This is a genomic window from Chryseobacterium lathyri, assembly GCF_030812195.1.
GTDB lineage: Bacteria > Bacteroidota > Bacteroidia > Flavobacteriales > Weeksellaceae > Chryseobacterium > Chryseobacterium lathyri_A.
Map to the genome: position 1 here is coordinate 1 of NZ_JAUSSF010000002.1, position 14,898 is coordinate 14,898.

Consider the following 14,898-nt stretch of genomic DNA (forward strand, 5'->3'; position numbering starts at 1 on the left):
ACTCAATCTTTACTTACTCCTGCGCTCCGTTTAACCGGACTGCAAAGATACAAAAAAAATCAAACCCCGCAACTTTTATTTCTAAAATATTGTTAAGCATTTTCTTCTATATCCGGTAAGCTCATTTTAAATAGTTATGCTTATCCAAAAGCTCTTCTGCGCTACTGTTATACTCTCGTTTTCAGTGGGGCAAAGATAACAACTTATTATCCCTAAAAACAAACCTATTTAACATAAAATTCATAATCCGTTTACAGTGGGGATAAATATCAATATACTGTTTTGATTGTTAATACATTATGCCTATAGCATAGTTATCAACAATGGTCGTTCGAGAAGGGTATTAAAGAATAATTTAGAAAAAACGTTTGATTAATATCTTATATATAGAGTATCCAATCAGGCATCCTACAGTATCTGCAACAATATCCAGAGATTCCATGGATCTGCCCAAACCCATTTCTTCCTGAAGGATTTCAGTAAGGAAGGCATATATAAGGATGATCTGAAAGAAATAGGAGAATTTAATTTTGGGAAATGCAGCAATGAAGCAGAAGCCCAGCATTGCAAATATGCTCACATGTAAAGCTTTATCGATACCGTTGAACATAAACCAGTATTCGTTATTCTCTTCACCCGGTTTGAGGAGCATATAAGTAAGAAATGCCCAATAAATGGGCAAAATCTTACTAAATATTTTTGAAACCTTATCCAATGATTGCCTGGTATTCTTCTGCAGTAAGCAGTTCTGAATGATCTGCACCATCAGCAATTTCTAATTTAATGATCCATCCGTTTCCATAAGGGTCTGTATTTAACAGCTCAGGCTGATCTTCCAACTCTGAATTAAATTCAATAACTTTTCCGGCAATAGGCAGGAATAAATCTGAAACAGTTTTTACTGCTTCTACACTTCCGAAAACAGCTGTTCCTTCAAGATCATCATCTACAGTATCTACATCTACGTATACAATATCGCCCAACTCTCCCTGTGCGAAGTCTGTAATACCAATTGTAGCAACATTGCCTTCAATCTTGATCCATTCGTGATCTTTAGTGTACTTTAATTCTGATGGTGTATTCATTTTAATTTTTATTTTGTACAAATGTATTCAAAATAATAAAAGCTTCAAAGGGGTAATGAATATCTTGATCAAATTTTGGAGTCAAAATAAAAAATCGCTACCGAAGCAGCGATTGAGTATGGTATAATTATTATTTTTTTATTCCTTTTAGCTCGTCCATTTCTTTCATGAGCTTATCGTTATTATCCTGAAGTTTTTTAAGCTGTTTATTTTGTTCAATGGTATAGAGGGTAAGCTCTTCGATTTTCTGAAGAAGTTTAATCTGAAACTCACCAATATTCACTCCTTCTTTTTCCATCTGTGCTGCTGATGCAATTTCAGGAAGGTGTTTTTTTTCTTTAATATGCTTTTCTACCTCATCTAATTCTGGCAGCTTATAATCTTCATCAAAAACAAAATCAGCTGTTGGCGTTAGGGTTACTTTTACTTCTTTTGCTTCAAATTTTCCTTGCAGAAGAGCATTACCATTCGGAGTAAATCTGGCTACTTCATTTTGGTTAAATCTTATTGCCAGTGCTTCTATAGGATAGCTACCACTTCTAACAATGCCTACATCAGCAGTATCATTATACCAAGTAAAACGAAGCATAGAATTCATTGTATTTACATTATTTGTAGTTTCTAAAAACTTAATAGTTTTTGGTTCCCCACCAAAATTCACGTCAAACTTAGCTTGAGGATCTACCGTTCCTATACCCACATTTCCATTATTTAATATCTGTAACCCTACCGCTAAAGATGTACTAAGTCTTATCCCACCATGCCAATATATAGCTAAACCGTCAGAACCTGCCACCGGATAATGACTTAGGTAATAATTATTAGGATCACCATTACCGTAGAGTTTGTTAAATGCAATATCTTGTGAAAACATTTCTCCAAATACAAAAAAACCAAAAAACAATATTATTTTTTTCATACAAAACTATTTGATTGTAAATATACCATAAAAACCAAGCTATTCCAAAAAACGTGAATTAAAACTAAAATCCCCTTCTTTTACAGAAAGGGATTTTTATTTTAGTAATTATGTGTTGATTTTTTTCTTAGAACCCGCCACCTGAGTCTCCAAATGTAAATGTTGCAGACAGACCAGCTCTAATGGTAGACAGCGGGAATGCCGTTGATATTTTGTATTTGGAAGTCATCTGCTCATAGAATACTCTCAGGTTCAGATTTTCAGAAACGTTATAATCTGCTGAAAGTTTTATATTCATGAGTTTCTGTCCTCCGGTGATCTGTGAATCATTCAATAGGATATTCATGATGGAAGTTTTGCTGTCTCTCAGTGAAATATCTCCTCTGATGTTCAGGTCACTTCCTTTTCCTCTGGATCCTCTTGTATTGGCCATACCAAGTCTGAAATTTTTAACGATATACCCAAGTCTTACTACATATTCCGTATTGGAATCTTCGGTAAGGGTATGGTTTACCAATCCTAATAGCATCATCCGGTTTCTGTTATACTGAAGTCCAAACTGCATATTGTTTCTCATAGTAACATCTATACCGATAAGCGGAGAGAAAGATTCCACATAGCCAACCTGCGAGAATGTAAACGGATTGATGTAATCATTATTGACATCGAATGCATTTCCACCGGAAAGCCTGTTAAAGTAATCAATACTTGACTGGATACCAGTTGCTGTATACGTTGCTGTATATCCGTGCAGGATGTCAAATTTAGAGAACTGACCATTAATGATCGGAATGTTTCTTAAACCAGAATAGGTGATCTTCCAGTTTGGAATCGGAAGCCCGGCTTTTTTAGCATTTCCCATCTGCTTAACGGATTTTCCTTCGACTGCCGCCCTGAATGCAGGAATCAATACATAGGCATTGGCAATGCTATAATGATCTGCAAAGCCATCACTATTCAGTACTTCTCCTAACCCCATCTGCTGGGAAAGTATCATCGCATTTTCCCTGATCGCCTGGTAAACGGCCTGGGTTTCTTTGAATGATGTTTTCAGAAGTACCACAGAGTTGGAATAGGTTACCTGATCATTGGCAAATGCATAATCATGGTTTGCTGTTCCAAGGTTATTCCGGTTATTAAATCCAGACTGAGAGAAGTTTCTGTTGTAGTTATGCAGTGCACTAAGATCAATCCTGAACTCGTTAATCGGAACGATCTGTAAATTGGCCCTTAATTCTTTTGTTGACATCTTCACATAAGGATCGGTCATATAAGGTGAATCACTTATCCACCCGTTTTCCAGCACAGTTCTTCTGATATCAGCCTGTGATCCGAAAAGGAATCCAATCGTAGGACCTCCCAATGTTTGGCCATATCCATACATGTTTGGTGCAGAAAGTAAACCTGGAAGTACCGTTCCGTTATTTTCAGAGTAATTAATATCTAACTGTTTGAACGATGTAAGTGCAAAAGCTGCGCTCTGCAGTATTGTCAGTTTATTTTTGAATTTATAGCTCTTATATCTGTATCTTTTCTTGTCCCATTGCTGTGTATACACATTATTCAATGAGTCAATTTCTTGTTTACGCTTCTGCAGTTTTGCAGAGATATTCTTAAAATACTTAAACTGCCCAAAGAACTTAGGAATATCTGCAGTAGCCGTAGCCTGGATCACATTTGTATTCTGACCTACGGAACCTAAACTTCCTTCCGGGCTTGAAAGGAGAGCGGTAGATCTTGCATTCCAGTTGTAGGTAAGCCCATACCCAAGTTCTGCATCAATAAAATCCAAATACGGGAGATACTGGAACGGCAGTTTGTAATTAACCTGTACTCTGTGATTGTACAATACCGGCCTACCTGCTCTGAATACATTTCCAAAGATGGATTTATCACTCATTCCATTCACATCTACATTATCATTAAGGGTTCTTGTTGCAGAATTGATCTCTAGTTTTAATGATTTTGTAAAGTTGAATCCTAAACCGTACTGCCACCCGAAGAAGAAGTTTCTGTTTTTAATCGCGGCAAAACTGTCACCTGTATTCCCGCTTAAGATCGCCTCTACATTTCTAAATTCAAGTTCATTATAATTTCTGTCTACTTCCGTTCTGAAAGATAATCTTGTAGGAATTGGATTGAAATTGAATTCTTTGATCCATCTCAGATATTTTGTGGATTTTGCCGTATCGCTGATCATTTTGTTGAAAGGCTTAATTACCCACGGTTTGAAGGTATAGTTGTAATCAACGTAACCTCTCAGATACTGTCTGTAGTTTCTTGAAGTATAAATATCTCTGTAATAATCGTCATTATAAACTGCAGTTACGGAAATGTTTTCAATATCGTAGAATTTAGGCTTCTTGTTTGGATTCATCCTTTCCTTATGCATATTGACAACACCAATACTTCTTTGCTGTGTGTAAGTTCTTGCTACTTTTTTAAGCTGCTCCTTGTTGGCAGCCTTGCTGAATTCCACATCGGTATCAAGAGGGTTATACTTCGGATCCTCGATAGTCTGTGAGTAGGAATAGTTTAAAGGAATTTTCATCCCGCTTTTTTCAGGAAGGAATTTATCTACGTTTACAGCAGTATTAATACTGAATGCAGACTGTGTAGACTGATTTCTTTCTGCCGGCTTTGAATCTATATTACCGAAACCTACAGATGTATAAGATGCACTCGTATTTACAGTAGCAAAATCTCCAAGGTTAAAGTTCAGACTTGCGTTACCTGCATATCCTCCATCATTTTCAATTTCGGAAAGACGAATCTCATTTACCCAAAGAATTCTGGTAATAGAGTTTGAACGACTTGTATTTCTTACCCCAATCATAATGGTGGTTATATTTCCTAAACTCGGGCGTCCCTTGATATAAATTCTTTTTGATTCATCTCCAAAGTTAGGGTCCATGATTCTGTCTACAATATTGGATGAATTCTTATCTCTTCGGATTTTGGCATCTACAAAATTCTGGATCTCCAAATCAACATTGTTTTCAACAGGCCAGATTTCAAAAGGGGTAGTTGCTGTCCTAGGTGTAAGCAACATTTGAGATTCATATTCATAATAGTTATCAGTAGCATCGCTTCCGAAACGGATAAAGAATTTGGATTCAGAATCAATACCCTGATATCTGTCTGTCGGGTCCTGAGCATGTACAAAAAGTTTTAGCTTTTTATATCTTCTCATATCCAGAGTGGTGTTTTTGAAAACTCCTCTTGCTTCTCCGGCAAGACCGTCTATCTTCATGTAAAGTGAAGCTTCATTCTGTCTCTGTGCTCCTGCATTCCCGCTCAACACCTGTCTGTCAATTCCCGGAGGCAATACATAAGGAGGTTGGTTCAGGGCATTCTCTTCAATATTTACACTTCCAACTTCGAAGTTATTATTTTGTGCTATACCTACACCTTCCTGTTGTGAAGATACTGTAGGACTGGCAATTTGATTCGGATATCTTCTCCAGTCCGATCTTACAAGATCCATTGTTCCGAATCTTAAAGTGGAAGTCTGTTCGAAACCGGCAAGCATTAATCTCGCAAATCTTACATTGTTCAGTACTGATGCGCTTCGCTCTCCTTCTGCTTCAGTTTCCGCATATTTCGAAACAGGAATTCTGAACAGGTACCATTTCACATCAGAAGACTGTCCGTTCTGGAAGGTAGCCTTCACCGTTTTTACATCTACGATATTGTTCTGTCCTAAGGCAAGACTTGGTTTATCCAGTTTTACAACATATTCATTATAGCTTTCCGTCTGGTCAAGGTTATAATCTTTGTTGATATCTTCTGCATCCGGAGTCTGTGAAGCCACTTCCAATGAATTAGCCTGGGAGTTTCCTTCAGGATTCCTGAAATATTTATATCTCTGAACAAGAGATGCTGCCTGATTGCCTGTAAATTTATCCGACATGAAGAATACGAAATCATCCACAGCAGGGTCAACTAAGTTGGTAACCGGGTTAACAAATGTATTTCCAAACCTCATAGATTCCTGGTCTGAGTTTAACCCATCATATCCTAAATCCTGAGCTCTTCTATCATCACCTTCGCTTGAAAATGCATAAAGAATTGGTGGCTGCTTCGGCTGTACTCCCCAATTGGAAGTTGTGGTAGTAGAAGGTGCTCCCGGAGTTGGCAGACCATTTTCATACTGCATTTTACCGTCTTTCAGGATATCTTCGGAAACGTTTCCTAACTGAAGTAAAAGTCTCGCCCTATCGCCTAAGACAGTTCCATCCGCATAAGGGTCCATCATCCAGAATTCAACATATTCTATATTTGAATTAACGAAATTGGAAACACTAATGGGTCTCATGATCCCTGCCCATCTGGAAGCCGCTGTTTCGGAGCCTGGATTGACATTGTACGGACCTTTTTCCTGAGGATAGTAAGAAATATCTAAAGTATTGGTGAACGTCTGTTCACCCGCAACAAAATCTCTGTTGTTATAAATTTCGGAATACTGAACTCTTCTGGATGCATGGTTGGAAACAGACTGTGCTGTAATTCCTGCCGGTGCTCTTCCTCCTACTCCCCAGAATCTCGGGTCAATATTATACCATGATAAAAGTCCTCTTCCGTAACCGCTTGTAACGGCATCATCACTAGGGGCTCCGTTAAATGGTGCCGCCAGGTTTTTCTCTGGTCTTGAAGCTAAGCTCCAGGCCGCCGGTTCTTTTAAGGATATTTTAGAAGTTGTCTGTTCGAAATCGTCTACATAAGATTGGTCATTCGTTCCTTTATTTAATCCAGGAAGAAGGTAAGCCCCTTCCATTTTAAAGTTCAGGTTTGACGGAGCTTCTGTATTTACAAATGGGATCTTATCTGTAAGCCTTGTAAGGAAAGGAACCTGATTGTTGTACATCATATTGATCCCGGCCATGGTATTATTAACAGCCTCCTGTCCGTAGTTTACTTTTTGGGTAAGCGGAGATTCGGAATAATTGACAACTGTTCCCCCTATTATAAAGTTCTCATTGAATCTTCTTTCAAGGTTTAATCCCAAGAACCTTTTTCTTTGGGTATTAAAGGTAAGCTGGTTTTCTAATGAGATATTGATAGCCTGTCCGGACTGTTTAACATTTTCATTGATGATCGTTACTGTTCCGAGCATATAATCCACAGTGTAGTCCACCCCTTCTGTCAGCTGAACACCATTTGCAGAAACTTTTACGGATCCCTGCGGAACGTTTACAGCGCCAAGAGAAATCCCCTGCCCCTGTGTTCCTTTGTATCGTCCTTCTATGGTATATCTCTGTGGTACATTTGAAGGGGTTATTTTTTGCTTATCATAAAGATCATGAAGTACATATTGAGGGTCATTCCCAACTAAACTTTGCATATAGTCTCCAAATGGCTGAACTTTAGTGAAAATTATTTTTCCTGTCTCTGACCTAATCGTAATCCCATTTACGTAGTCAAAAATACCATCTCCTAGCACACCATTGCTGGCTTGAATATCTCCGTTCATATTCAAACGATCCCAATTAAATAATTGCAATAAATTTTTATCCTGAACAGATGTACCCGGAAGATAGTTTACTTTACCACCCGTTTTTTGATCTCTGTAGAAAACATTAAGAATAAAACCATCCTGTGCTACCTGTCCTGCATCTAAAGAGTAGATGTTTTTCATCATCAGGTCCCACATCGGAGATTCTGTATTCACTTTGTTATTTACCCTAAGAACTTTGGTTACCAATACCGGACTTTCTTCTGAGAATTCCCCTACTTTATAGACTTTATTAGTACCATCTGTAAAGGAATAGGAAACGGCCAAAAGCTGATTATCATTCAGCTTCTGGTTCAGTGAAATATATCCTAATTGAGGCTGCAATGTATATTCATTGGCATTCAGCCTTCTTGCTTTTGTATTAAAAATAAATTGTTCTCCATTATCATAAGGCTGTGCACTTCCCGGGAACATCTGTCCTTGAAAGGTGGTCGCATAATTTTTACCGGCTTCTCTTGGTCCTATTGCCGCATTAATAGATGGGTATAATCCATTCTGAGAGTTGTCCGGCAGTCCTGAAACACCTTCTCCCAAATCTCTGATCCCGATAATACTTTTCTGATATGCCAGGTTACTGTTCCCCTGGTCAAGTACCCAGACTTCCAATCTGGTAATGTTTACTGTGGAATTGATCTGCGGATAATTGGCCAGTGCATTATCATAACGATCCAGGAAATAATGTCCCAGAAAGAAGTGTTGATTCTCTTCGTAGTCAATAGCATTAACTTTAAAGTTATTCATAACGCCACCACCCTGTACTACAATATTCCGGGCTTCCCCCTGTTGTTGGGAAAGAACTACTGTTCCATAGGTTTTTCCTAACTGGAATTCTGTTTTTACCCCGAATAATGACTGTGAACCACGGATAAGACTGGTAGAAAGCGGCATATTAACATTACCGAATTCTACTCTCTTAATGATTTTATCTTCTCCTCCTGCACTGGGTTTATCTACTTCACCAAGACCTTTGGTCTGAAGATCTTTCCAGTTTCCTTTTGCCTGCCATACAAGATTCATCCTGTTTTCGAATGCAAAACCACTCTGGGTATCATAATTGGCTTTCAACTGGAGATTTTCGCCTACTTTACCCAATAAGCCCAGCTGTATCCTCTGGTCTATATCAAAGGTAAAACTGGTCCTGTTCTGTGGCAGGATCAGTGGATTATCTATTTTTTGGTATAGCCCAGCAAAGTCCAAAGAGGCGTATCCTGAAGGAATGATCTCTATCTTATTACTCCCAAAAATAGTTTCAAACAGCCTGTTGTTGATCATCAAAGATGGAATGAGCCCTTTCTTACGGGCATCAGTTCTATCTCTTCTGTAAAGGAGGCTGTACTTATCGGATTTTTCCTTGTAGTATGCTTTTGACTGAGTTGCGAGCATAAATTCTTTATACTCTTCGGGAGACATCGCTGTAGGAGGGCCTGTAAATGTATTTCCAATTTTAGGATATACATAATACATACCTGTTTTTATGTCATAAAAGGCCTCATACCTTGTAGGATCGGCCAGTTGATAATCTTTCTTTATGATCGCAGTATCACGTACCTGTTGTGCCAAGGCACTTACTGACATACACAGGAACGACAGGAACAAAAATATTTTCAGATGCTTATTATTCGCCACCAAATGTTAAATGTTTTTTAAAATATGTTTTATCAGTTCTTCTACCGAGATCTCCGGATTCTGCTTCATCATCCTGTCCGCGATCTTCTCGCTCATTCGTTTCGGAATCCCTAAAACTTCTAATGCAGATAACGATTCTTCCTTAACTTTATTATCCACAAAAGAAGAAATATTTTCGTCTGCAATGCTGAATTTTTGGACTTTATCCTTTAAATCTACGATAATTCTTTCTGCAGTTTTAGTACCTATTCCTTTTGCTTTTTGAATCAGCACGCTGTTCTTGGAGAGAATGGCTGAAGCGATCTCTTCAAGGCTTAAAGTAGAAAGAAGTATAAGGGCAGAAACAGCACCTACTCCGTTAACACTTATTAACAGATTGAACATTTCTTTTTCTGAACGAGTGTTAAATCCAAAGAGAAGATGAGCATCTTCCCGTATGATCTGCTGAATAAATAAGAATGCCGGCTTATTCAGGGCCAGAGCCTGGGAGGTCATCAAACTGATACCTACATAGTAACCAACTCCTTGTACGTTGATCACTGCGTAAGTGGGCGTAAGTTCTTGAACACTGCCTTGTAAGGAAAATATCATTATTAATTTTTAAAACTCCCAAATATAGCAATTTAAACTAATTAATATTTTTATTTCATATACGAATGCCTTTGAATCGTTAAGGATATGTAATCTTATCTGATAATTCTATAGGATTATTATTTTTTTTAAGTGAAGATTGCAGCTTTTTAGTCATTTCTCTAAAATCCGGCTGAACATCATTCCCTTTCTCATCCTTAAATTTTGCTTTTACATTTCCTGATTTCATTTCTCTGTACGGATCATTATAGTAGTCTATAAAAATCTTTTTGAGGTTAGCTACAGAAATGTCAAGAGGCTTTGGAGTGATATTCTCCAGTTCCATTTTATAAAAACTTTTTTTAAGGGCTGTAAAAGAAAATTCATAGGAACCTGTAGCATCTTTCATATATACGATCAAACCTGGCAGGCCTTTAAAAATATATGGACCTTCCTGAATGGGTATCTCCTGAGTGAACCATGCCTCCCATTTTCTACCTTTGTAGTCTACAGTGGCTTTCTGGCAAGTGTAGCCATATTGTTCAGCAGTTTCTTTTTCTATTTTCCAGTTCAGTTTTACAGGCTCAGTGATTCTGTAAACGTCCCGAAGCAGAAAGTAGTATTTTGAGCCGGTATTCTGTTTGTTTTTTATGACATAAAAGTCATGATCTCCTACGGCAAATCCCTTAAACCCAGAAGCTCTGAGAGAATCCACCTCATATTGTTTTTCGGGATAAAACTTTGATTCTCCGTTTTGAACAAGCAGAACCATTTTCTTGGTAGCAACTTCTGTACTCAGGGAATCTTCTTTATAAATCATGTCATAATTTATTCTCATATCCTGAGAATATATATTTTGAATGACAAGGAAAAGTACAGTTGTTATCAATATTTTACAGCGCATCATTTTATTCTTTATTTTCAATAATCCCTTCTATGTGGTAATATAAATCTTCTTTCTCAAATTCATGGGGAAAGATATGCCCTTTTATAAAAACTGAAGGGGTAGCTATAATATTGTTTTGGATAAACCATTCATTAGAGGATGTGAATGCCGTATGGTGTTCGTCCATATTATATTCTCCAGTAATTGCCCACGGTTCAAGGTTTTTATTTTCAAACCAAAAATTCAGCGCTTTTAAAAACTCTTTTGTTCCGTGGAGCAGAAAAACCCTGTGCAATATATACAAAAAACGGTTTTTATCTTCCACGGGCTGTTTTTTGAAAAAGATATTTATTTTTATTTCTTCTTCATAAGCAAAAATAATTTTGTTCACCGTTTCACAGATGTCCTGACACATTTCACAGTAAAGGCTGGTGAAAATGGTCAGTTCCAAATCACTTTCCCTGTTTCCCAGGGTTATTACCGGCTCTGGCAATTCTATTTTCCCTTGTGCGTTTAAGGTATTAATAAAGACCTCGTGGTTCCGGGCCGTTCTATTTTTTCTTATAAGCTGGGTTTTAAGTTTTTCCTTTTGCTTTAAATAATTCCTGATCTGCCACCATAAAATTAAAATAACCAGGTAGAAACTACCATATAAAACGAGAGGAATAAAAGGGTCCAAATTCATATCACATCAGTAAAATAGAGGTTTGTAAAAGCAAAATAATGATGATTCCAATGCATAAAGGGCATACTTTTCTGATTTTGAACAGCTGATAAAAAAGAGAATATCCTATGACAGGAAGAATAATGATGAGCAATGTTTTCTGGATGGTAAAAAAAACATCTTCGCTCCCACTATTACAAAGGAACAGAAGACTTACGATGTTCGATAAAAAATAAACCAGACTAAAGTTTCCGAAGTGTGATACAAAACCTGTTGTGTTATCTTCCGAAAGTGAGCAGTCTGTATACGTTCCGGAGCAGACTTTATCTACCACCGGACTTTCGATGCCAAATACTTTTCTTAATGACACAACCGCCAGTAAAAAACCGCACAAGGATAAAAATAGGAAAATAAATGAATGTAAACTGATTTGAAAATAAGTATAAATCAGTACAGCCAGCACAAAAATCCCGGCTAGCAAAAATTTATATCTCCCACCTGCCTTTTTTTTAAGTACTGACTGGTGTTCATCAATCAAAACAACAATATTATTCCAGCTTGAAAGAAACTCTTTTTCACTCACTTTATATTTGCCATTGATCAAAAAATCTTTATTCGTTTTCTCAACAAAAGCAAGTTCCTGTTTGTTGCCCTCAACTGTTATGAAGGTCATGAAATCATCCGGAAGTTCATCTATTTCGGAGTTATCTATTTCTACTGCGAAGTTACAGACATAGTTAATGTTAAGTGTGCTCACTATGGAAAGCAGACTCGGAAATGCAGGATGGGAATTGATCTGGAATGAAAATTCTTTTCTGTCCAGGTGAATATTTTTCCTCTGAAGATATTTCAGAATGTTGGCTATGCTTTCAACCATATAGATTTCTTTTACAGATTCTTAAAAGCTGTCCGCGTTTTTCTCCCATAACTGACTGTTCAATCCAAAAAAGAGATTTCGAACTTCAAGGTGGAATTTTTTATTTGGGGGATCTTTTTCATCGGGATTGTTGAGATTAATAAACCTTATCACACCATTGCCAGTTTTTCTGTAAATATCCACAACATGAAATTTTCCCAAATCATAGGCATATAAAACTCCATTTCCCATATCAGCATCCGGATTTCTACCATAGGCCTGCTTCACCTCTTCCAATGATGCCCCTTCGTAGTAGAAACCAAGCAAATTGTTATAGATGCTCATTTTAGTATACATAAACATGAACTGCTCAGTGTAAGGTTTACTGAAATTCGCTTTAAGAGTCTGGTTAACATCTTTTGTTGTAAAGAAAACATACTTTTTATTAATAATATTCACCTGATAATCGGCAAAAGCCGTAAACTGCATATTTTCTTTGGCGAATTTCAGATCATAGACAGGATTCCTTTCTTCATTATTAACTGCCGGCGTATGTTTCAGAAAATAATAGTTCTTACAGCTCAGCATCATAAAGCTTAAAAAAATCAATCCTAACAATGTTTTTTTATTCATTTTCTATCTAGTTTAATTCTGCCTGAAAAGGATTATAATTACAGTTTACAGCATACCCGTGATCTGTTTTAAAAGGAATATAAACTGCTGTACAGCACAATCTGAATTCACAAATATTGCACGGGGCAATCTCCTCTTTTTTAATATTCCAGATTCCGGAAAGCTCCTGGACCGTTTTGTTTTTTATTTCTTCAAGTGAATCTGTAATATTTCCGTGGTTCAGCAGATCGTTTATATTAAATTTAATTCTCCCAAGTTCATCAACAAATACTGTTTTGTATAATGACAGGTTATAATTTCTTGCAATATTGTATGCTGAAGAATTTATAGCTACCGTGTTGATACTAAATTTAGGCAGAAACATTCCGGCATCATCTATTTTTATAGAAATTGTAGTCACTTCATTATTGCTTTCTATTTTTTCTTTAGGAGCATTGAATAAATATAAGGTCTTTAACCGATTGTTGCTGTATAGTTTTTTATTAATTTTCTGATGGGGAATTGAAAACGAAACATTCGTTACTCTTGAAAGTTCCAGAATATCCAGAATATGATGTATTTTTTCCATGCAATTCTGATCATTGATATGAAAATGCAGTCTTTTCACTCCCAGCGCAGTGATGTTTCTGATGATCGTATCCAGGTGTTCACTGATGAAATCGGACAGCATAATGGTCATAAACTGTATCGTTGAAGTATCTTCATTAATGCTTTTTTCCTCAAGTTCCGGAAAGAAAACAGTGTTTGAATAAAAGACAAATTCGTTCTTTTCCAAAAAAATCAGATATTGTTTAGCTATCTTATCGGATTCAAACTCTTCCAGGACAACGCTTAATTTTTTATTCTTTATATAATCTAAAAAATCGATCATTGTATTGGGAACCAGTTCAATTTCCTCTCTCTGAAGGTCATAGATAGCACCTCTTTCATGGCCTTTAACAGGGACACAACATGAAAATACATGGATATATTTTTCTTTATTATTCTGTAGATATGTTAATTCCATCTTTATATATTCTTAAACAATAAATTTCTGACTGATGAATAGTAGTGTCAACCATTCTGTACGGACGGTCTCTTTTTATTTTTTTGATATCCATAGGTTCTGTATGAGAAAAAATTACAGGAAGCAACTCTTTCTTTTTCTCGTATCCAATTTCTTGTATTAATGTTTTTTTCATGTATTCATTTTTTTTAAAGTACATGCCACTTCATAATGAAGGTTATAATTACATGGCAGCGCGGTCATTCTGAACTGGCCTGAGGGGTTTACTTCCAAAAAATAATATTCTCCGTCTGTTCCTTTTATGATATCCAGTGATCCTGTATCCAGGCCAAGATCTTTCATCAGGCGGCATATTTTTTCATCAATTTCTTCCGGCAAAGTATAAGGAATCATCCTGTTCGGCTTACTGTAATTGTAATGCCTGTAATCAACTCCCGTCTGTCTGTCTCTTTGGGAAAAAATGGCCATTGGATAGTTTTTTCCATTTAAATGAAAAATCCGGAGCTCATATTCTTTGTTAATTTTCTCCTGAAATAAGCTTGGGAAGAAATGATCATAGCGAGCCATGGTCTTAGGATTAACTTCTTTGGTCAGAAAAAAGAAAGTCTTTTCTCCTACGTCAATTACGGTCCCGTCTTTTATGGATTTGGTGATATAGGATTCATTCGGGTTTAGTGAATCCGTATGGTTAGTGATATGGGTTTGGGGAATTTTTAATCCTATTTTTTGAGAAGCGATAAGGGTGCTTATTTTACTTAAATTTTTAACTTTTAAATAATTATTAAGCCATTTTTTGTCTTTCAGAAAATCAAAAAAAAGATCTAATGTTGTGGTATATTCCAATTTCAGATACTCCAGCATCTCCACATTCGTTTCGCCTCTGAATTTTTTTTTAAATTTATCAAAAAAACCAAATTTCCTGTACCACACACATTGTATATCTGACAAATTTATCCTTCCAAAAAAAATATTTTCTACAAAGAGTTTGGGTTCCGGTGACAGTTCATAGTACATTTTTGTATTTCCATTGAATAAATCCAGATCATTTATTCTTATAAATTTTTCCCCAAGCATCGTCAGATGCTCCATTACGATATTAGTATCATCATCATTTGGGGTTGATAAAATCAGAATCATA

12 protein-coding genes are annotated in these 14,898 nt (G+C 36.6%); all 12 read right to left on the reverse strand.

What is annotated here, in order from left to right; genetic code table 11:
* Nucleotides 1–355: 355 nt before the first annotated feature.
* Nucleotides 356–766, reverse strand: a complete 411-nt coding sequence (locus J2T03_RS10160; RefSeq protein ID WP_373426910.1) for a VanZ family protein — start codon at nucleotides 764–766, stop codon at nucleotides 356–358.
* Complete coding sequence (gcvH, locus tag J2T03_RS10165) at nucleotides 708–1,085, reverse strand: glycine cleavage system protein GcvH (RefSeq protein ID WP_306840277.1); 378 nt, start codon at nucleotides 1,083–1,085, stop codon at nucleotides 708–710. Before gcvH ends, J2T03_RS10160 begins: the two co-directional genes overlap by 59 nt.
* Nucleotides 1,086–1,215: 130 nt before the next feature.
* Nucleotides 1,216–2,004: a hypothetical protein gene (locus J2T03_RS10170; RefSeq protein WP_307211098.1), complete on the reverse strand. Its 789-nt coding sequence runs from the start codon at nucleotides 2,002–2,004 to the stop codon at nucleotides 1,216–1,218.
* Nucleotides 2,005–2,131: 127 nt separating this feature from the next.
* A complete protein-coding gene (gene sov / locus J2T03_RS10175; protein ID WP_307212326.1) occupies nucleotides 2,132–9,094 on the reverse strand; it encodes a T9SS outer membrane translocon Sov/SprA in 6,963 nt (2,320 codons plus the stop codon).
* A 57-nt stretch (nucleotides 9,095–9,151) separates the two neighbouring features.
* Nucleotides 9,152–9,736 (reverse strand): Holliday junction branch migration protein RuvA, encoded by a 585-nt coding sequence (gene ruvA, locus J2T03_RS10180; RefSeq protein ID WP_306840278.1) that lies wholly within the window; start codon nucleotides 9,734–9,736, stop codon nucleotides 9,152–9,154.
* A gap of 79 nt (nucleotides 9,737–9,815) precedes the next feature.
* The gene (locus J2T03_RS10185) at nucleotides 9,816–10,622 is read right to left on the reverse strand and encodes a GLPGLI family protein (RefSeq protein ID WP_307211100.1); all 807 of its coding nucleotides are present in this window, start codon (nucleotides 10,620–10,622) and stop codon (nucleotides 9,816–9,818) included.
* A 1-nt stretch (nucleotide 10,623) separates the two neighbouring features.
* A complete protein-coding gene (locus tag J2T03_RS10190; protein ID WP_307211102.1) occupies nucleotides 10,624–11,286 on the reverse strand; it encodes a hypothetical protein in 663 nt (220 codons plus the stop codon).
* A 1-nt stretch (nucleotide 11,287) separates the two neighbouring features.
* The gene (locus tag J2T03_RS10195; RefSeq protein WP_307211104.1) at nucleotides 11,288–12,142 is read right to left on the reverse strand and encodes a vitamin K epoxide reductase family protein; all 855 of its coding nucleotides are present in this window, start codon (nucleotides 12,140–12,142) and stop codon (nucleotides 11,288–11,290) included.
* Between the two features lie 21 nt (nucleotides 12,143–12,163).
* Complete coding sequence (locus J2T03_RS10200) at nucleotides 12,164–12,754, reverse strand: hypothetical protein (RefSeq protein WP_307211105.1); 591 nt, start codon at nucleotides 12,752–12,754, stop codon at nucleotides 12,164–12,166.
* 7 nt (nucleotides 12,755–12,761) lie between these two features.
* Nucleotides 12,762–13,760, reverse strand: a complete 999-nt coding sequence (locus tag J2T03_RS10205) for a hypothetical protein (protein WP_307211107.1) — start codon at nucleotides 13,758–13,760, stop codon at nucleotides 12,762–12,764.
* Nucleotides 13,735–13,935 (reverse strand): hypothetical protein, encoded by a 201-nt coding sequence (locus tag J2T03_RS10210; RefSeq protein ID WP_306840284.1) that lies wholly within the window; start codon nucleotides 13,933–13,935, stop codon nucleotides 13,735–13,737. Before J2T03_RS10210 ends, J2T03_RS10205 begins: the two co-directional genes overlap by 26 nt.
* Nucleotides 13,932–14,897, reverse strand: coding sequence for a grasp-with-spasm system ATP-grasp peptide maturase (gene gwsG, locus J2T03_RS10215; RefSeq protein WP_307211108.1), 966 nt, complete (start codon nucleotides 14,895–14,897; stop codon nucleotides 13,932–13,934). The genes J2T03_RS10210 and gwsG overlap by 4 nt, the downstream gene beginning before the upstream one ends.
* Between the last annotated feature and the right edge of the window lies 1 nt (nucleotide 14,898).

Bases quoted from the DNA above. Each gene is read 5' to 3' on its own strand.
- J2T03_RS10205 (WP_307211107.1), bottom strand. From the start codon at position 13,760: ATGGAATTAACATATCTACAGAATAATAAAGAAAAATATATCCATGTA.
- gwsG (WP_307211108.1), bottom strand. From the start codon at position 14,897: ATGATTCTGATTTTATCAACCCCAAATGATGATGATACTAATATCGTA.
- J2T03_RS10185 (WP_307211100.1), bottom strand. From the start codon at position 10,622: ATGATGCGCTGTAAAATATTGATAACAACTGTACTTTTCCTTGTCATT.
- J2T03_RS10195 (WP_307211104.1), bottom strand. From the start codon at position 12,142: ATGGTTGAAAGCATAGCCAACATTCTGAAATATCTTCAGAGGAAAAAT.
- J2T03_RS10190 (WP_307211102.1), bottom strand. From the start codon at position 11,286: ATGAATTTGGACCCTTTTATTCCTCTCGTTTTATATGGTAGTTTCTAC.
- J2T03_RS10160 (WP_373426910.1), bottom strand. From the start codon at position 766: ATGGTGCAGATCATTCAGAACTGCTTACTGCAGAAGAATACCAGGCAA.
- J2T03_RS10210 (WP_306840284.1), bottom strand. From the start codon at position 13,935: ATGAAAAAAACATTAATACAAGAAATTGGATACGAGAAAAAGAAAGAG.
- sov (WP_307212326.1), bottom strand. From the start codon at position 9,094: ATGTCAGTAAGTGCCTTGGCACAACAGGTACGTGATACTGCGATCATA.
- gcvH (WP_306840277.1), bottom strand. From the start codon at position 1,085: ATGAATACACCATCAGAATTAAAGTACACTAAAGATCACGAATGGATC.
- J2T03_RS10200 (WP_307211105.1), bottom strand. From the start codon at position 12,754: ATGAATAAAAAAACATTGTTAGGATTGATTTTTTTAAGCTTTATGATG.
- ruvA (WP_306840278.1), bottom strand. From the start codon at position 9,736: ATGATATTTTCCTTACAAGGCAGTGTTCAAGAACTTACGCCCACTTAC.
- J2T03_RS10170 (WP_307211098.1), bottom strand. From the start codon at position 2,004: ATGAAAAAAATAATATTGTTTTTTGGTTTTTTTGTATTTGGAGAAATG.